The organism is Micromonospora sp. NPDC049171, from assembly GCF_040648275.1.
In the GTDB taxonomy this organism is placed as follows: domain Bacteria; phylum Actinomycetota; class Actinomycetes; order Mycobacteriales; family Micromonosporaceae; genus Micromonospora.
In genome coordinates, this window is record NZ_JBEZDJ010000011.1 from 230,362 (window position 1) to 247,778 (window position 17,417).

At 72.4% G+C, this 17,417-nt stretch carries 15 protein-coding genes and 1 pseudogene; 5 read left to right on the plus strand and 11 right to left on the minus strand.

The window, feature by feature from the left end; genetic code table 11:
* Positions 1-163: 163 nt before the first annotated feature.
* The gene (locus AB0B14_RS16540) at positions 164-709 is read right to left on the minus strand and encodes a DoxX family protein (RefSeq protein WP_357066021.1); all 546 of its coding nucleotides are present in this window, start codon (positions 707-709) and stop codon (positions 164-166) included.
* A gap of 134 nt (positions 710-843) precedes the next feature.
* Here AB0B14_RS16540 and AB0B14_RS16545 point away from each other — a divergent pair, with 134 nt between their 5' ends.
* On the plus strand, positions 844-1,392 hold the full coding sequence (locus AB0B14_RS16545; protein WP_357066019.1) for an N-acetyltransferase: 549 nt from the start codon (positions 844-846) through the stop codon (positions 1,390-1,392).
* Positions 1,393-1,416: 24 nt separating this feature from the next.
* On the opposite strand, the gene AB0B14_RS16550 is transcribed toward AB0B14_RS16545, so the two are convergent.
* The 3 genes and pseudogenes from AB0B14_RS16550 to AB0B14_RS16560 all read right to left on the minus strand — a co-directional run.
* Positions 1,417-2,658, minus strand: a complete 1,242-nt coding sequence (locus tag AB0B14_RS16550; protein WP_357066015.1) for an ATP-binding protein — start codon at positions 2,656-2,658, stop codon at positions 1,417-1,419.
* A gap of 156 nt (positions 2,659-2,814) precedes the next feature.
* Positions 2,815-3,270, minus strand: coding sequence for a hypothetical protein (locus tag AB0B14_RS16555; protein WP_357066537.1), 456 nt, complete (start codon positions 3,268-3,270; stop codon positions 2,815-2,817).
* Between the two features lie 509 nt (positions 3,271-3,779).
* Positions 3,780-4,271 (minus strand): annotated as a pseudogene (locus AB0B14_RS16560) (hypothetical protein); the annotation flags it as partial.
* A 532-nt stretch (positions 4,272-4,803) separates the two neighbouring features.
* On the opposite strand from AB0B14_RS16560, the gene AB0B14_RS16565 reads away from it, so the two are divergent.
* A complete protein-coding gene (locus AB0B14_RS16565; RefSeq protein ID WP_357522892.1) occupies positions 4,804-5,445 on the plus strand; it encodes a prepilin peptidase in 642 nt (213 codons plus the stop codon).
* Positions 5,446-5,515: 70 nt separating this feature from the next.
* Here the strand turns inward: AB0B14_RS16565 and AB0B14_RS16570 are convergent, their stop codons facing one another.
* The 5 genes from AB0B14_RS16570 to AB0B14_RS16590 all read right to left on the minus strand — a co-directional run bounded on the left by AB0B14_RS16570 (position 5,516) and on the right by AB0B14_RS16590 (position 12,269).
* Complete coding sequence (locus AB0B14_RS16570) at positions 5,516-8,707, minus strand: UvrD-helicase domain-containing protein (protein WP_357522893.1); 3,192 nt, start codon at positions 8,705-8,707, stop codon at positions 5,516-5,518.
* A gap of 61 nt (positions 8,708-8,768) precedes the next feature.
* The gene (locus tag AB0B14_RS16575) at positions 8,769-10,076 is read right to left on the minus strand and encodes a metallophosphoesterase (protein WP_357066006.1); all 1,308 of its coding nucleotides are present in this window, start codon (positions 10,074-10,076) and stop codon (positions 8,769-8,771) included.
* A gap of 10 nt (positions 10,077-10,086) precedes the next feature.
* Positions 10,087-10,341: a MoaD/ThiS family protein gene (locus AB0B14_RS16580; protein ID WP_357066003.1), complete on the minus strand. Its 255-nt coding sequence runs from the start codon at positions 10,339-10,341 to the stop codon at positions 10,087-10,089.
* A 3-nt stretch (positions 10,342-10,344) separates the two neighbouring features.
* Entirely contained in the window at positions 10,345-11,358 is a 1,014-nt protein-coding gene (gene moaA / locus AB0B14_RS16585; protein ID WP_357066000.1) for a GTP 3',8-cyclase MoaA, read from the minus strand.
* Complete coding sequence (locus AB0B14_RS16590) at positions 11,355-12,269, minus strand: fructosamine kinase family protein (protein WP_357522894.1); 915 nt, start codon at positions 12,267-12,269, stop codon at positions 11,355-11,357. Before AB0B14_RS16590 ends, moaA begins: the two co-directional genes overlap by 4 nt.
* Before the next feature lie 172 nt (positions 12,270-12,441).
* On the opposite strand from AB0B14_RS16590, the gene AB0B14_RS16595 reads away from it, so the two are divergent.
* A complete protein-coding gene (locus AB0B14_RS16595; RefSeq protein ID WP_357522895.1) occupies positions 12,442-13,488 on the plus strand; it encodes a DUF4192 domain-containing protein in 1,047 nt (348 codons plus the stop codon).
* 200 nt (positions 13,489-13,688) lie between these two features.
* On the opposite strand, the gene AB0B14_RS16600 is transcribed toward AB0B14_RS16595, so the two are convergent.
* The gene (locus AB0B14_RS16600; RefSeq protein WP_357065991.1) at positions 13,689-14,420 is read right to left on the minus strand and encodes an XRE family transcriptional regulator; all 732 of its coding nucleotides are present in this window, start codon (positions 14,418-14,420) and stop codon (positions 13,689-13,691) included.
* 322 nt (positions 14,421-14,742) lie between these two features.
* Here AB0B14_RS16600 and AB0B14_RS16605 point away from each other — a divergent pair, with 322 nt between their 5' ends.
* Together AB0B14_RS16605 and AB0B14_RS16610 are read left to right on the plus strand one after the other, a co-directional pair.
* A complete protein-coding gene (locus AB0B14_RS16605) occupies positions 14,743-15,033 on the plus strand; it encodes a hypothetical protein (RefSeq protein ID WP_357522896.1) in 291 nt (96 codons plus the stop codon).
* 553 nt (positions 15,034-15,586) lie between these two features.
* Positions 15,587-16,303 (plus strand): GAP family protein, encoded by a 717-nt coding sequence (locus AB0B14_RS16610; protein WP_357522905.1) that lies wholly within the window; start codon positions 15,587-15,589, stop codon positions 16,301-16,303.
* An 84-nt stretch (positions 16,304-16,387) separates the two neighbouring features.
* Here AB0B14_RS16610 and fdhD read toward each other — a convergent pair whose 3' ends face one another.
* Positions 16,388-17,254, minus strand: coding sequence for a formate dehydrogenase accessory sulfurtransferase FdhD (gene fdhD / locus AB0B14_RS16615; RefSeq protein ID WP_357522897.1), 867 nt, complete (start codon positions 17,252-17,254; stop codon positions 16,388-16,390).
* Positions 17,255-17,417: the final 163 nt, after the last annotated feature.

Sequence of the window (17,417 nt, forward strand, 5' to 3'; positions counted from 1 at the left end):
AGCCTAGAACGGCGCCTCACGTAACTGCCTCCCGCGTTATGCGACCGTGTCCGATCCCACACATGTTTTTGACATTTCCACCGCGTTAACGCCTACCGGGTGGTTCAGGTAATTCGCGGCCTTAGCGGGGGGTGGGGGTGACACAGCGAGGCATCGACGCAGGTCAGCCGGGCAGTCGACGTGCGGTGGACGCGGACCGGGCGGCGATCCTGGCCTCGCGTCGGGCGGTGCGGACGGCGCGCTGCACGGAACGTCGAGAGTGGTCGATGCGATGACCGGCGCGCCACCGCAGACCCGGCTTGCCGCCGGTGTCGGCCGCGGCGAACAGGAGACCGCCGAAGAGCCCGAGGTTCTTCAGCGCGTGGATCTCGTTGTTGTTCTTGGCGGTCGGGTCGTCGTTGTTCCAGAAGGGATGACCGGCGATGGTCACCGGCACCAGCGTGCCGGCCAGGACCAGCGCCGCCGGCCGGCTGAACCGCCCGGTGGCCAGCATCAGCCCCGCGCCGACCTGCACCGCCGCGTTGATCCGGATCAACGCCTCGGTCTCGGTGGGAATGCTCGGGTGTGCCTTCTTCAGCATCGGTGCGACCCTGTCGGTCACCGGTTTGGCCGCCACGGCGAGCCGGCCGGGGTTGCGGAAGTTGCGATACCCGCTGACCACGAAGATGCCGCTCAACATGGCGCGGGCGAGGGAGCGTACGGGCGTCATGGATCAGTCATACCCCGTCGCGGCGTTTGCTACCCCGGCAACCGGCGGATCCGGATCGGTCTTCGCACACGCGCGCCACGCCGATTCGAACGACAGTCACGGATGGACGGGCCCCGGCGGGTAACGTCGCGCGGGTGACCACGCTGCGGCTACGCCCCGAGGACGCGGCCGACGCCGGTCCGGTACGCCGCGTGCTGGCCACCGCCTTCGCCCGCCCGGACGTGGCGACGCCGCCCGAGGTGAGCCTGGTCGACGAGTTGCGCGGCACCGCCGCCTGGCTGCCGGAGTTGGCGATGGTCGCCGAGTACGGCGGTGAGGTGGTCGGGTACGCGCTGCTCACCCGGGTGCGGCTGCGGCCCGAGCGGGGGTCGGACGTGCCCGCCCTGGCGCTCGGTCCGGTGGCGGTCGCGCCGCACCGACAGCGCGTCGGGCACGGCACGGCGGTGGTGCAGGCGGCCCTGGACGCCTCCACCGAGCTGGGTGAGCGGCTGGTCGTGGTCCTCGGTGACCCGGCCTTCTACCGCCGGTTCGGTTTCGGCCCCGCGACCGAGCTGGGCCTGACCGGCCCGTGGGCGGGTCTCGGGGAGCCCTGGCAGGCGTTGGTGCTGCCGCCGTCGACAAGCGAGGAAGAGCCCCCGCCCCGCGGCGAGGTGCTCTTTCCGGCCCCCTGGTCGAAGGTCTGACCGCGTCGACACCCCGGTCGGTGGTCAGGCCGGCTGGGTGCGCAGGTACCTGCCGAAGTGCGGGACCGTGAAGGCGACGGTGCCCCGCTCGCCGGAGTAGATCAGGCCCTTCTTGATCAGTGCGTCCCGTGCCGGGGAGAGGCTGGCGGGCTTGCGGCCGAGAGCGCGGGCGATCTCCGCGGTGGGCACCGCGGCATCCATGTCGTCTCGGGTCACCTCCCCCGGCTCCCCCTCGACCGCGGACATCATGGCCATCGCCCGCATGTACTCGCGCTCGGCGGGCGTGGCTCGCTCGAAGCGGGAGCCGAAGAACCCGACCGCCAGCTCGGCCTCCGCCTCGGGCGCGGCGACACGCACGTCCGCCGCGGTGATCGGCGAGCGCGGCGCGTGGTCCCAGGTCGCCTTGCCGTACGCCTGGACGAAGTAGGGATAGCCGCCGGACTTCTCGTAGAGCAGGTCGAGTGCCTTCTGCTCGTACTCGACCTCCTCGCGCTCGGCCGGCGCGCAGAGCGCCTGGTCGGCGGCGATCCGGTCCAGCCGGTCGATGCGTTGGTAGCGGAACAGCCGTTCGGAGTACGACTTGGCCGCGCTCAGCACCGCCGGCAGGTGCGGAAGGCCGGCGCCGACGACGATGAGCGGCGCGCCGAGCTGGGACAGCTCGTGGCAGGCCGCGCAGAGCGCCGACACGTCCTCCGGGCCGAGATCCTGCATCTCGTCGATGAAGATGGCGATGCCGGTGCCGACATCACTGGCCACCGCTGCGGCGTCACTGAGCAACTCGACCAGGTCGATCTCGATGTCGCCGGAGTCGGCCCGGCCGCTGGCCGCCGGCACGTCGATGCCGGGCTGCCACCTGTCGCGCAGCTTCGGCGCGGCACCGGCCCGGCCGGTCGGGGCGGACCGCTGGGCGAACGCCTTGAGAACGCCGAGAAACGCGTCGATCCGGTCGGGCGCGCGGTGCCGGGGGGCGAGCTCCCGGACCGCCATGTGCAGCGCGGCGGCGATCGGACGACGCAACGACTGGTCCGGGCGAGCCTCGATCTTGCCGCTGCCCCAGAGCCGGTTGATTGCCTGCGATCGGAGGGTGTTGAGCAGGACCGTCTTGCCGACGCCCCGCAGGCCGGTGAGCATCAGGCTGCGTTCGGGTCGCCCTCGTGCGATGCGTTCGAGCACGATGTCGAAGACGTCCAGCTCCCGCCCCCGCCCGGCGAGCTCGGGCGGGCGCTGGCCGGCGCCCGGCGCGTACGGATTGCGGACCGGATCCACGCATCGCAGAATATCGGGCCGTCTAGCTGCGAGCCTAGACACGGATAGATGGGGCTATCGGCGTGTCGGGGCCGTCGACGAGGTCAAGGAACCGTCGACAAGAAACTAGGGCTGTCTAGCGTCCACGCTAGACAGCCCTAGTTTTGGCAATCGGAGCTACCGCTTCCGCAGACAGAGCACGTAGTCGAGCAGGTCCACGGCGTTGTCGTGCACGTAGGTCGCGCTTATCGGGGGTGGCAGCGCGTCACACCGGGCCGAGTCGGTGGTCGCCGGGATCCGCAGCAGCACCTGGTAGGTGTTCGGCCCGCACGGCACCTTGCGCAGCTCCGCGGCGTCCTCGGTGCCCTCGTTCACCAGGCAGTCGCCCGTGGCGAACTCGTCCTCGTCCTCGTCCGGCGTCGGCGGGGCCGAACTCGGCACGTCGCTGGGCAGGACCGGCGGGACGACCGGGGCGCTCGTCGACGGCGTACGGCCGTCGTTGCCGGCGTCGGCGACCCTCCAGATCGCCCAACCGGCCAGGCCCAGGCACGGGCAGAGCAGGAGCACCACCACCAGCGCGATGATGAGGGCGACTTTGCGGCCGGTCCTCTTCACCGGCGCGACGGGCGGCATGCCGTAGCCGCCGGGCGGCGGCTGCCCCCACGGTGCGGGCGGCTGACCCGGCACCGGTCCGGCCGGCGGAAACGGCCCGGGCGGTGGGTAACCCGGCCCTGAGGGCGGCGGATAGCCCGGGCCCGAGGCTGGTGGGTAACCCGGCCCTGAGGGCGGCGGGTAACCCGGCCCCGGGACCGGCGGGTATCCCGGGTCTGAGGCGGGCGGGTAACCCGAGTCTGATGCCGGCGGGTGACCCGGGCCGGAGACCGGCGGCGGCGCCCACATCGGTGCGGTTGGCGGCTCGGGTTGGGCCGGCGGCTCGGGTTGGGCCGGCGGCTCCGGCTGGGCCGGCGGCTCCGGCTGGGCCGGCGCCCACATCGGTACGGTTGGCGGCTCCGCGTCGGGTGGCGGCGGGCCCCACTGCTGCCTGGTCGGATCCTCGGCGGGCGGGCGATGGTGCGGGTCGTCCGGCTGCTCGGGGCCCGCTGGTCCGTAGGTCGTCATGTCATCCCTGGGGGTGGGTGGTCTCAGCGTTGCTTGAGACAGAGGACGAAGTCGAGAGTGTCCAGCTCGCTGTCGAAGAAGTACCAGTTGGTGTAACCCTGGACCTTGCCGCACTTGGTCTCGGCATCGCGCTCACCGCTTGTCGCACCGTCGATCCGACTCAACACCTCGTACGACTTCGCAACGCACTCGCTGATCAACAGTTTGGGCTTGGCGCCCGCGGCGGCGTCATTGCGGACGCACTGGCCAACCTTGGCGAACCGAGGATCGGCCGACGACTCCGGGGCCGCGGCGCTCGGTACGGGCTCGGTCGCGTCGGCGTCCGCGCTGGGTTCGGCGGTGGCGGGCGAGTCGGTTGGCGCGGCCACCGGAGCCGGGTCGTCCTGCCCGCGTCGGAGCCAGAACACACCGCCGACGGCCGCCACCAGCAGCACGACGGCCAGCAGCGCGATCAGCAGCCCCCGGCCGCGTCGGCGCGGTGCCGGTGTGGGGTCGCCGCCGTAGGGCGCGGATGGTCCCTGGGGTGCCTGCGGGTACGGCGGGGCCGCCGGTGAATAGGGCTGGTGCGCCGGCGGGTAGGACTGCTGTGCCGGCGGGTAGGACTGCTGCGCCGGCGGATACTGCTGCTGCGCCGGTGGATACGGCTGCGGTGCCGGCGGGTAGGACTGTTGCGGCGACGGATACGGCTGTTGCGGCGACGGGCCGGGCTGGTGCGTCGGCGGATACTGCTGCCGCGCCGGGGGGTGGGGCTGCGGTGCCGGTGGGTACGGCTGTTGCGCTGGCGGATAGGGCTGCTGTGCCGGCGGGTCGGGCGTCTCGTCCGGTCGCTGTCCCCGCCACGGTCCCGGGTAGCCGCCCCCGGGTGGTCCGTAGTTCGTCATGCCGCCCTCCTGCACGAGTGGTGGGAGTGCGATCACCGATACGCGACGCCGACTCCGACGCCACCGTAGCGTGGTCCACTGGTGAGCTCATCTCCACCGAGCGGGATCGGCGGGAACCCGCGATCGGGGACCGTGTGGACGGGCGACCGCCGGTAACGTCCGGTCCATGTCGGCCGCCGCGCTGTTGGGGGTGGCGGTGCTCGGTGGGTTGGTCGGTGTCGTCGTACCCTGGCTGGCCCGGCGCTTCACCACCCTGCCGACCCGGCCGCGGCCTCGGCGTGGTCCGTGGGTCTGGCTCGGTCCGCCGCTGGCGGTGGTGGTGTTCGTGGGGCTTGCCGTCGCACAGCGTGGCGACCCGGCGCTGCCGGTCCTGCTCGCGGTGGCGGCGGTCGGGCTGGTGCTGGCCGCTGTCGACCTGACCTGCCTGCGGCTGCCCGACCCGCTCGTCGGCGTCGCCGGCACGCTGGCCCTCGGTGGTCTGACCGCGGCGGCGCTGCTGGCCGGCACGCCCGGGCGGCTGGTCGGTGCGCTGGCCGGCGCGGCGGTCGCCGGCGCAGCACACGCGCTGCTGGCCCTGCTGCCGGGATCCCGGTTGGGCTTCGGAGACGTGAAACTCGCCGCCGTCCTCGGGCTGCCACTCGGCTGGCTGGGTCGGGACGCGCTGCTCGCCGGGCTGCTCCTGCCACACGTGCTGCACGGCGGGCTGGTCCTGGGCCTGCTCGTCGCAGGGCGAGTACGTCGGGACACCCTGCTGCCGCTCGGGCCGGCGCTGCTCGTCGGCGCGTGGCTCGGCATGCTCGTCGGCTGACCCTCGCCGGATGACGTGCGGTCGTTCGGCCCGGACGCGCCACGCCGTCGGCACGCGTGCCGCCGGCCGCTCAGATCAACCGGAGTTGGCGGTCCTTCGGACGGCGCGGCTCGGCCTCGCCGAACCGCTCGAACAGGCCCGGATCGATCACGCCCAGGAACGGTGACGGGGCACAGTCTCGTTCCGCGCCGTGCCGGGTGCGGCGGGCGGCGTGACTGATGTACAGCCGGTCCTGGGCGCGGGTCAACCCGACGAAGAAGAGTCGGCGCTCCTCGGCGACCGCGTCCTCGTCGGGCGTCGAGCCCGGCCACCGCAGCGGCAGCAACCCGTCCTCCACACCGACCAGGAAGACCACCGGAAACTCCAGGCCCTTCGCGGCGTGCAGGGTGAGCAGCGTGACCGCCTCCGCGCGCGGGTCGAGCGCGTCCACCTCCGCGCCGGTGGCCAGTTGCGACAGGAACGCCTCCAGGTCGTCCCCGCAGCGCCGGGCCAGCGGGGTCAGCAGGTCCACCGCCGAGCGGACGGCCTCGGGGCGTACCGTGCCGGTGCCGTCCAGGGTGGGCACCGCGAACCGCTCGGCGACCACCTGGCCGGCCAACCGGACCCGGGCCGCCAGCGAGCCGGCCAACCCGTCCGCGTGCCGCAACTCGCGGGCGATGGCCGCCACCCCGGGCCGGTCCCGCAGCCGGTCGTGGGACCGCTTCTGCACCGGGATGTTGGCACGGGCCAGCGCGTCGACGATGGGTGCGGCCTGCGCGTCGGTGCGGTACAGCACGGCGATGTCGGAGAACGACAGCGAGGTGGACCGGCCGTCGATCCGGCCCGAGTCCAGCGAACGGTGGGACAGCCCGCCGACCAGCTCGTCGACCGTGCGCACCACGAAGTCGGCCTCCTCGGCGACCGATGCCGCCGGGTAGCGCCCGACCAGCGGGGCCTCCGGGTCGAGTCGGGCCGGATCCAGCCGCCGGCCACGGACCAGCGAGGACGGTGCGATGGCCTGCACGGCGGCGGCCAGGATCGGCGCCGACGAGCGGTAGTTGCGGTTGAGCCGGACCAACCGGGCGTCCGTGAAGTCCTCGGAGAAGCGCAGGAAGTAGCCGACGTCGGCACCCCGGAACGAGTAGATCGCCTGGTCCGGGTCGCCGATCGCGCAGAGGTTGCCGTCCGCCGGGCTGAGCAGCCGCAGCAGCTCGTACTGCACCTCGTCGACGTCCTGGTACTCGTCGACGAAGATCCAGCGCCAGCGGTCCCGGTAGCGCTCGACCAGCTTCCGGTCGGCCCGCAGCAGCTCCACCGGCAGGGTGACCAGCTCGTCCAGGTCGACCAGGTCCTGCTTGCGCAGCAGCGTCGTATAGCTGGCGACGTCGTCGCCGGCCTCGGACCGGGCCGCCGCCCGCTCGGCGTCGTCGGCGATGCGGAAGTCGGCGGGCAGGCCCGCCGTGTCGGCGTTCTCGCGCAGGATGGTCAGGCCCAGCGCGTGGAACGTGCCCACTGTGACGTCCTCGGCGACCGGGCCGAGCAGGCCGTCGAGGCGGTGTCGCAGCTCCTCGGCGGCCCGACGGGTGAACGTGATCGCGAGGCAGTGCTCGGGAAAGACGTTCAGCTCCGCGCAGAGGTACGCGATCCGGTGCGTGAGCGTCCTGGTCTTGCCGGTGCCCGGCCCGGCCACGATCAGCAGCGGCCCGCCGGGTGCGGAGGCGGCCACCCGCTGCATCGCGTCCAGCCGGTCCAGCAGGCCGGTGCCGACCTCCTCCATGCCGGAGAGCATCGGCTCGAACGGCTCGTGGGGGGACGGCGGCGACGCGATCGGCGGTGCGGGAGCCGGGGCCGGCTTACGCTTCGGCTCCGCCTTTGCCGCCGCCGGGCGCTTGGCCGTCGGGCGGGCCGCCGGCTCCGCCGGTCGACGCTGCGCCGGCACCGGTACGTCGAAAAGCGTCTCCTGTGCCGCGCCGGAGCTGGCGCCCACCTCCGCCGGGTCGAAGAGCGTGATCACCCCGTACTCGCCGTCGTAGCCCGGCACCCGACGCACCTCGCCTCGGCGCAGCCGACCGATGCCCTCCGCGAGCAGCTCACCGCCGGCCTGCGCGATGTCGGCCAGCGGCGTCGTGGTCAGGATTTCCAGCTCCGGGCCGAGCGCGGCGACCAGCTCGTTGAGTCGCCCCTCGACCTTCTTCGACCGGGCGCCCACCTTGTTGATCTCGCCGAGGATCTCGGCCAGCGGGACGAGGTGGGTGACGTCCCGAGCCTGTGCCGGCCGGTGCCCCGCCGGGCGGTCGGCCAGCTCCTCGATCCGGCTGAGGACGCCCACGGTGAGTGGCTTGCCGCACTCGGGGCAGCGCCCTCCGGCGGCCCGGGTCCGCTCCGGGGACCAGTTGACCCCGCAGAGCCGGTGCCCGTCCGCGTGGTACTTGCCCTCCTCCGGGAAGAACTCGATGGTGCCGGCCAGACCGTCACCGGTCCGCAGCGCCTCCCGGACGGCGAAGTAGTCCCGTTCGCTGGTCAGCACTGTCGCCTCCCGGCCCAGGGCCGGCGGCGAGTGCGCGTCCGAGTTGGAGACCAGTTGGTAGCCGTCCAGGCTGCCGACCCGCCAGTTCATCGCCGGGTCGGAGGAGAGGCCGGTCTCCACGGCGAAGATGTGGTCGGCAAGGTCGGCGTAGCAGTCCGCGATCGCGTCGAAGCCGGATTTCGAGCCCAGCGCGGAGAACCACGGCGTCCAGATGTGCGCCGGGACCAGGTAGCCGTCCGGGCTGGCCTCCAGGGTGATCTCCAGCAGGTCGCGGGAGTCCAGACCGAGGATCGGCCGGCCGTCCGAGCCGAGGTTGCCGATCCGGCCGAGGGCGGTGTTGAACCGGGCCACCGCGTCGAGATCCGGCAGGTAGACCAGGTGATGCACCTTGCGGGTCCGGTCGTCCCGCTTGTAGATCGTGGAGATCTCCACGCTCAGCATGAACCGGACCGGGTCCGCCTCCGCCGTCGAGGCGAGTCGCGGCGGCAGCCGGCGGGCGATGTCCCGTTCCGCCTCGGCGTCGAGCCGGTACAGCCCCGGTTCCGCCGGACGCAGGGTCTCCCGCAGGTGGTCGTACCAGGCGGGGTGGGTGAAGTCGCCGGTGCCGAGCAGACCGATGCCCTTGCGACGCGCCCACCACCCGAGGGTCGGCAGGGTGAGGTCACGGCTGCACGCGCGCGAGTATTTCGAGTGGATGTGCAGGTCCGCGACGAATGGCGAGAGGCCACCGGAGGGTACGGCACTGAACGGGGGCACGCCGCATCCTGTCACGCCCGCCGCGCCGGCCGCCTGCCGCCACGCGCGGACGTGACGTCCGCTATGCCGAGCGCAACTCCACAAGACTGATCTGCGGCTCCGCACCGACCCGGACCGGCGGCCCCCAGAAGCCGGCGCCGTTCGTCACGTAGACCTTGGTGCCGTCGACCTCGCCGAGGCCGCTGACCACCGGCTGCGCCAGCCGGACGACCAGGTTGAACGGCACTACCTGACCACCGTGGGTGTGCCCGGACAGTTGCAGGTCGACGCCGTAGTGGGCCGCCTCGACGGCCGCCAGCGGCTGATGGGCGAGCAGCACCACCGGACGGCTCGGGTCGCGGTCACCGAGGGCGGCGGCGAAGTCGGGCCCGGCGGCGAGGCCGGTGGTGCCCGTGGCGTCCAGGTCGTTCACGCCGGCCAGGTCGAGCACGCCGCCCCGGGCCCGGATCTCCTGCCGCTGGTTCTGCAGCACCCGCAGGCCGAGCCGGTCGACCTCCTGGACCCACTCCTCCACGCCGGAGTAGTACTCGTGGTTACCGGTGACGAAGAAGTTGCCGTAGCGGGAGCGCAGGTCGCGAAGGGGCGCGGCGGCCGAGCCGAGCTCGGCGACCGAGCCGTCGACCAGGTCTCCGACCACCGCGACCAGATCGGCGTCGAGCCGGTTGATCGCGGCGACGATCCGCTCGGTGTGCGCCCGGCCGCGCAACGGGCCGAGGTGGATGTCCGAGACGGTCGCGATGCGCAGGCCGTCCATGCTGCGGGGGAGCTTGGCGAGGGGGATCTGCACCCGGTCGAGTCGTGGTGGGCCGAGGGCGGTGCGAACGCCGTACCCGGTGATGCCGGTGGCGGTGAGACCGGCGAAGATGGCCGCCCCACGGGCCAGCAGCAGCCGGCGGCCCGGGTCGTGGTCCGCGGCCGTGACGGCACCGGCGGCCGGCGGCTCGGGCGGCCCGGCCGCGCCCACCAGCACCGGCTCGGGTGCGGCGGTGGTCGGCGCGGTGGTGGTCGGCTCGGCGCTGGGGACGAGCACCGGCTCGGGTGCGGCGGTGGTCGGCTCGGCGGCGGCGAGCCGGCGGCGCAGCACCAGCCGGGTGACGAGCATTGGCACTTCGAGCACGACAAGCACGACGAGCAGGTAGAACATCACGGCGAGCCACAGGTAGCCCGGCCAGGCGAGCCAGTAGAGCCCGGCCTGCGTCCCGATGAGGGTGGCCGGCACGAGCAGCGCCAGCACCAGTGCGGCGATCCCGCCGACCCGCCGCCAGCGGCCCGGACCTGTGGTGTCCCGAACGAGTCGCTTCCACAGGTAGAGGTGGATGAGACCGGTGGTCAGCGCCAGGACGGCCACGAACCCCAGAACCGCCAACATGTGCGCCTCCTCAGCCGCCCGCGAACGGGGGCAGAACGTCGATCGTGGCCCCGGCCGGCAGGGGCGCTTCACGATCATGACAGGTGACGCCATCCACCAGAAAACTCGCCACTCGCAGCACGGCGGCGAGTCGATCACCGTGTCGCCGCACCAGCTCGGCGGTGAGGTCGTCCAGCGACCGGCCGGCGGGCAGGACCTCCTCGGCGTGCCCGGCAGCGGCGCGGGCACCCGCGAAGTAGCGGACGGTCAATCGTGTCGGAGCCACGCCTCAACCCCCGATCGCGGACATCGGCCGGGTCGGCTGGAGGAAGGTCGGGTCGTCGATGCCGTGCCCGGCGCGCTTGCCCCACATCGCGGTGCGCCAGCGTCGGGCCAACTCGTCGTCGTCCGCGCCGGTGCGCAGCGCCGCGCGCAGGTCGGACTCCTCGGTGGCGAAGAGACAGGCACGGACCTGGCCGTCCGCCGTGAGCCGGGTGCGGTCGCAGTCACCGCAGAACGGTCGGGTGACGCTGGCGATCACGCCGACCCGGGCGGGACCTCCGTCGACCAGCCAGGTCTCCGCCGGTGCCGCGCCGCGCTCGGTGGGGTCGGGGCTCAACTCGAAGACGGTACGCAGGGAGGTCAGGATCTCCTCCGCGGTGACCATGGTGTCGCGGTCCCAGCCGTGTTGGGCGTCCAACGGCATCTGCTCGATGATCCGCAGTTGGTAGTCGTGCTCGACGGCGAAGCGGAGCAGGGCCGGCGCCTCGTCCTCGTTGACACCGCGCATCAGCACAGAATTGATTTTTACAGGGCTGAGCCCGGCGGCGGCCGCCCCGGCGAGCCCGGCCAGCACCGCGTCGAGGCGGGGGCGGCGGGTGAGCTGGGTGAACCGGCCCGGGTCCAGAGTGTCGAGTGAGACGTTCACCCGGTCCAGGCCGGCCGTACGCAACGCCGGAGCCAGTCGGTCCAGCCCGATGCCGTTGGTGGTCAGCGAGACCCGGGGGCGGGGCCGCAACGCGGCAACCGCGCTCACGATGCCGACCAGCCCGGGCCGGATCAGCGGCTCACCGCCGGTGAACCGCACCTCGGTCACACCGAGCCGCTCGACGGCCACCCGGACCAGCCGGACGATCTCCTCGTCGGTCAGTAGGTCGGGGCCGGCCAGCCAGGGCAACCCCTCCGCCGGCATGCAGTAGGTGCAGCGCAGGTTGCACTTGTCGGTGAGGGACACACGCAGGTCACGGGCGACGCGGCCGTACCGGTCGACGAGGACGCCATCGGCCCCCGGGGTGACGCTCACCTGTCGACCGTAGCGCGTTCGACCCGGGCCGGGACGGCGCGGGCGGCCTGAAGGACCGCGTCCCGGTAACCGCCACCGAAGAGCGCGGTGTGCACGAGCAGCAGATGCAGTTGATGCAGTGGCACCCGGTCGCGCCAGCCGTCCGGCAACGGCCAACTCTCCCGGTAGGCGGCCAGCACCCGACCCAGGTGGGGGATGCCGCCTAAGAGCGCGAGCTGGGCCAGATCCGTCTCCCGGTGCCCGCCGTGCGCCGCCGGGTCGATCAGCCAGGCCCGGTCGTCGGCGCCCCACAGCACGTTGCCCGGCCACAGGTCGCCGTGGATGCGAGCGGGCGGCTCGTCACCGCCGAACTCACCGAGCCGACCGATCACCTGCTCGACCAGCCGGGCGTCGGCGCTGGTCAGGGCGCCACCGTCGACCGAGCGCCGCAGGTAGGGAAAGAGGCGCCGCTCGGCGAACCACGTCGACCACGGCCCGTCGGTGGGGGTGTTGTCCTGGGGGAGCGACCCGATGAACCCCGGCCAGGTCGCCCCGAAGGTCGCTGACCCCGCCCGGTGCAGGTTGGCCAACTCCCGGCCGAAGCGTGCCGCGGCCTCCGGCGTCGGCTCGCCGGGCTCGACCCAGTCGAGCGCCAGCAGGTCAGGCAACGCCACGATCACCTCGGGTACGGCGACCGCCCCGGCCTCCCGCAGCCAGCGCAACCCGGCCGCCTCGGCGGCGAAGAAACCCGCCGGGGCCGGTTGGCCCGCCCCCTCGGGCCAGGACTTGGCGAAGACCGAGTGGCCGTCCTCCAGGGTGAGCCGGGCGGCGGCGCAGATGTGCCCACCGGCGACCGGCGTCTCCCGGATCCGCTGATGGGTCCGGAAGGTCGGCAGGTGTGCCGGGTGCGCGCGCAGGTACGCCAGGTCCATCAGCGCACGGTAACCGCTTCCTGTGACACCACGGTGTCGCCCGAGGACATCGGGCCTCTTTCGGCACCCGTGAAACGCAGCGAGCAGCGGAAACACGTTCCGCAACTGTGGATAAACCGCGTGTCATCCACAGGGGCTGTTGAGCCGGGCAGGCCCGCCGCAGGCTTCCGACATGGCCTCGACCGACCGCCCCCAGCTCGCCGTCCGCTCGCCCGCCGACCTGATCGCCGCCGTACCGTACCTGCTCGGCTTCCACCCCGCCGACAGCGTGGTCGCGGTCGCGATGCTCGGCCGGCAGATCATCTTCGCCGCCCGCGCGGACCTGCCCGACCCGTCGACCGACCTGGTCGAGCGGGCCCGGCACCTGGCCGGAGTGATCCGCCGGCAGGGTGCGGAGGCCGCCACCGTGGTCGGCTACGGGCCATCCGATCGGGTGACACCGGCCGTCGACGCGGTGCGCGCCGCACTGAGCGCCGGCGGGATGGAGGTGCTCGACGCGCTGCGGGTGACCGGAGACCGGTGGTGGTCCTACCTCTGCACCGAGCCCGACTGCTGCCCACCCGAGGGCCGACACTACGACCCGGCCGCCAATCCGGTGACCGCCGCGGCGGTCTTCGCCGGCCAGGTCGCGCTCCCCGACCGGGCCGCCCTGGTGGCGCAGGTGGCACCGGTGGACGGGCCGGCCCGGGACGCCGCGCGTGCGGCCACCGCCCGCGCCCGCCTGCGCCTGACCGAGGTGCTCAAACAGGCGGCCGAGAGTGACCTGCTCGGCAGTCGGGCGGTGGGCACCGCCGGGCTCGAAGCGGTCCGCGAGGCCCAGCGTCGACAGCGTCGCGGTGAGCGGCTCGACGACGACGAGGTGGCCTGGCTGAGCCTGCTGATGACCCACCTGCCGGTCCGGGATCACGCCTGGGAACGCACCGACGGCCGAGACCGGGACATCGCCCTCTGGACCGACGTGCTGCGCCGAGCCGAGCCGGAGTTGGTCGCCGCCCCAGGTGCGTTGCTGGCGTTCGCGGCCTGGCGCGCAGGGCAGGGGGCGTTGGCGGCGGTGGCACTGGAGCGCACGCTGAGCCTGCACCCCCACTACTCGCTCGCCGTGCTGTTGGACGACATGCTCCGGCGCGGTGTGCCCCCATCCGAGCTGGACGGTTGGCCGTCGGAGGGCATGCCCGGGGTCATCCGCCCCCGCAAGAGAAGGCGACGTCGCCGCCGCTGACCAGCCGGTTCCCGGTCGCCGCCCGGCCCGGCACGGGAGCCGTCCGGCTCGGCGCGTCGGGGTCGTCCGGCCCGGCACCTCGGAAGTTGATCGACTCGGTTTCCTGAAAGTCGGGGCATCCCCGCCACCGGGACACCGCGGTATCAGCAAACCCGAGTCGATCACGGGTCAGGGAGCGACCGGGCTAGCCATCAGCGCAGCTACGCCGCCCCGGCGGCGTCCCACAGGGACTCGAAGTGCTCCACGTAACGATCGAACGGGCCGCCGGACTCCCTGCGTCGGAGATGCATCGTCACTGAGTCCTGCCCGAGCCCCGCGCCGATGTGTGTTGCCACGATCGCCTCGTCATCGAAGATCCAGACAGACATGGCAACGTGTCGTTCTGACAGCCGGACCGCAAGAGGTTCCGGAGACTTGGCGATCTCCGCTTGTGTCATCGCTATGCGGGTCGCGAGCGTGAGGGGAGTCGCCTCGATCCGCTCCCGCGCGGTGGTGACATCGCTTCGCGGGTCACCCAGGAGGAAGCGCACATCGGCTCCGCCCTGGGCCTTCGCGCCGAGGGCGGCGGCGGCGTTAGGTACCTCAAGCCACACGAAATAGCTCGTGTATCCGCCGAACCACAACCGCGTACTCGCTCTGTTGATCAACTCTCGGAACAGCGAACTTGGAAGGTCGGAGCGGCGTGCGTACACGCCGACCAGTTCACGGTCGGATCCAACTTTGATTGCGCGGCGAACGACCTCGGGCCATAGCACCTCTACATCCTGACCCAGCACCCCGGCGGCCCGCATCCGGGAGCGGGGGTGAGGGACTCGACCCCTGCTAATCCACCGCTCCACCGTCTTGGCGTCCACATCGCACTTCGCGGCGAGGTCAGCAACGGTCAGACCCGCCGATCTCAGGGCGTGTCCAAGGACGTCGTTTCGCGTCATCGCAAGGGGACCTTTCCTAGACGTCCCTCGATGGTCGCATACGGACGGTATAGGCGTCCTGCACCCGCTGAAACCGTGTCGGGTAAGCGGCACCGCTGGTGGAGGCGCAGCCCGGCGGCGGTGTCAGCCCGGGGCCGCCCCGTGGGCGAGCACTCAGGGGCGGCCCCTCCTAATCAATGGGAGGGGAAGGCATGCCCGAGGATCGACCCGCACCGAAACCCGTACCCGCACCCACACCCGTCCAGTGCCCGCCAACCCCATGGCCCCCGCCGCGCCCAGACTTACGCGCCAACCGTGTCCTTGACTGCCGTTCGGTGCCGCGATGACCGGGAAGATGCGGGCGGGTCAAATCATCGAGCTGACCACCGCCGCGAGCGTCCAATTCATGCGCCCGATTCGTGTGCGCATCATTCGCGAGTTGGATTGGATCACGTACGACGGGTGGGTCTGGGTCGACGGCTACGAGCTGAGTCCGACGGGCGACGCGCGGGCGAGACGCGAACTGTACGTCCGGCGCGAGGGCGTGCGCGTCGTGAGCGAGCCCCCGAACCCCGCGCCAACGAGGCCGATCGCCCGCCGGCCCGTCGTCCGCACCCCACTGCGCGTCGGATGATCCCGCGGCCGCACTACCCCGGTCACCCGCACTGGCGCTGTACGACATGCGGCGCCCCCTGGCCGTGCTCTCCCGCGCGGCTGGCGCTGCTGCGACGGTGGGAACGCGATTTTGACGGCCTCGCGCTGCTGCTGCACACGCTTGCCGTGGAGGCGCTGACGGATGCGTTCAAGCTGGGTCTAGATCCCAAGCCCGCGGTGTACGCCGAACGGTTCCTTGGATGGGTGCTCGACCGCGCCCGGAGAGACGCCGCGGGGCCGTCGAGATCGTCGCCGCACAGCCGGCGGTCTGTCGATTGATCAATGATCGACCCGGTTTCCTGAAAGTCGGGGTGTCCCCGCCACCAGGACACCGCGGTATCAGCAAACCCGAGTCGATCATGGGCGAGTGCGTGCCAGGGCGAGCCTGCGACAGCCCGCCGCGCCGCTCATCACTCGTCCCCCGAGGGCGATCGCCCCGTGCGCGTCCGTGCGCAGCCCTCCGTCGAAGGATGTACGCGTTTCTCCTGATCGCGGCCGACTCGGCGGGGCGCGAGCCGGCCGACAATGGTCGGGTGACCCCCGAACTGCTGCTCTCGCTGGCCGGGCTGGCGTTGGTGGACAGCACCAGCATCGGCACCCTCTTCATCCCGGTCTGGCTGTTGCTCGCCCCCGGGCCGGTCAACGCCCGCCGGATCCTGGGCTACCTCGCCACCGTCGCGGCGTTCTATCTCGCGGTGGGGCTGCTGCTGGTGTGGGGCGGCAGCAGGTTGGGCGATGCGCTGGGCGGTGCTCTGGACAACCGGGCTGTCCTCTGGGCGCAACTCGTGCTGGGCGTCGCGATGCTGGCGCTCAGCTTCCGCTACGACGGCAAGCGGCGCCCCCGTACCGGTGGAGTGCTGCGGTGGCGGGACCGGGCCACCGCCGGCGACTCCTCGGCCCGCTGGCTGGTCGGGCTGGCGCTACTCGCCGCGCTCGCCGAGGTGGCGACGATGCTCCCGTACCTCGGCGCGGTGGGTCTGTTGGCGACCTCGGGGGTGGGCGCGGTGGCCGTGGTGGCGCTGCTCGCCGGATACTGCCTGGTCATGGTGCTGCCAGCGGTGGTGTTGCTGGGTGCCAGGGTGGCCCGCCCGGCGCTTGTCGAGCCGGTGCTGGCCCGCCTCAACGCGTGGATCGTCTCGAAGGCGGGCGGTGCGTTGGGTTGGATCCTCGGCATCGCCGGCTTCCTGATCGCTCGCGACGCCGCCGCGCGGCTGGCCCTGTTCGACCTGATCGACCGGATCGGTCGGTGAGCTCACCGACCGGAACGCCGATCTTGCACTCTCGGTCGCCACTGTGGGCGGACAGAAAGTGCAAGATCGGCGCGGGTGGAGGCGTCAGGCCGGCTGCTCCAGCGTGATGCGGTGTGGGCCGGTGTAGACGTTCATGGTCCGGCCGCGCAGGAAACCGACGAGCGTCATCCCGGCCTCGTCGGCCAGTTCGGCGGCGAGTGTGCTCGGGGCGGACACCGCCGCCAGCAGCGGCAACCCGGCCATCCACGCCTTCTGGGTCAGCTCGAAGCTGGCCCGGCCGGAGACCAGCAGCAGGTGTCCAGCCAGTGGCAGTCGACGTTCCCGCACGGCCCAGCCGATCACCTTGTCCACCGCGTTGTGCCGGCCCACGTCCTCCCGCAGCACCACCAGCTCTCCGCCGGGGGTGAACAGGCCCGCCGCGTGCAGCCCGCCGGTCCGGTCGAAGCCACGCTGGGCGGCGCGAAGTCGGTCGGGCAGGTCGGCGAGGAGCGTGGCCGACACGCTGAGCGGATCGGCGGAGACCGGGAACTGTGACCGGGTGCGGATCGCGTCGATGCTGGCCTTGCCGCAGACTCCGCAGGAACTGGTCGTGTAGAAGTTCCGGGACGGGTCGGTGGTCGGTTCCGGCACGCCGGGGGCGAGCACCACGTCCACCACGTTGTACGTGTTCGGCGTCTCCGCGCCAGCGCAGAGCTGTGCGGTCAACACGTCGTCGGTCGACCGGATCAGCCCTTCGGTCAGGAGGAACCCGATGGCCAGGTCCAGGTCGTCGCCGGGGGTACGCATGGTCACGGCGAGGGGCTGTCGCCGGCCGGGGCCGGCGGCGCCGACCCGAATCTCCAGCGGCTCCTCCACCGCCAGCGTGTCCGGCCGACGGATGGACCCGCGACCGGCGGTCGCAGCGTCCAGGTCGATCCGAAGTACGCCGCGCCGATCAGTTGCCCGTCCCATCCCGCCATCCTCCACCCCACCCACCCCAACCCGGCGCGTTGATCATGGGGATGTCCGCGCGTGTCGTCCTTGGGGTCAAGGGGTGAGTGCAATCGTTAGGTAGCGATGAGGTGGTCCAGGCGTTCGGCTGGGGTTGCCCAGTCGAGCGTCTGGCGGGGGCGGG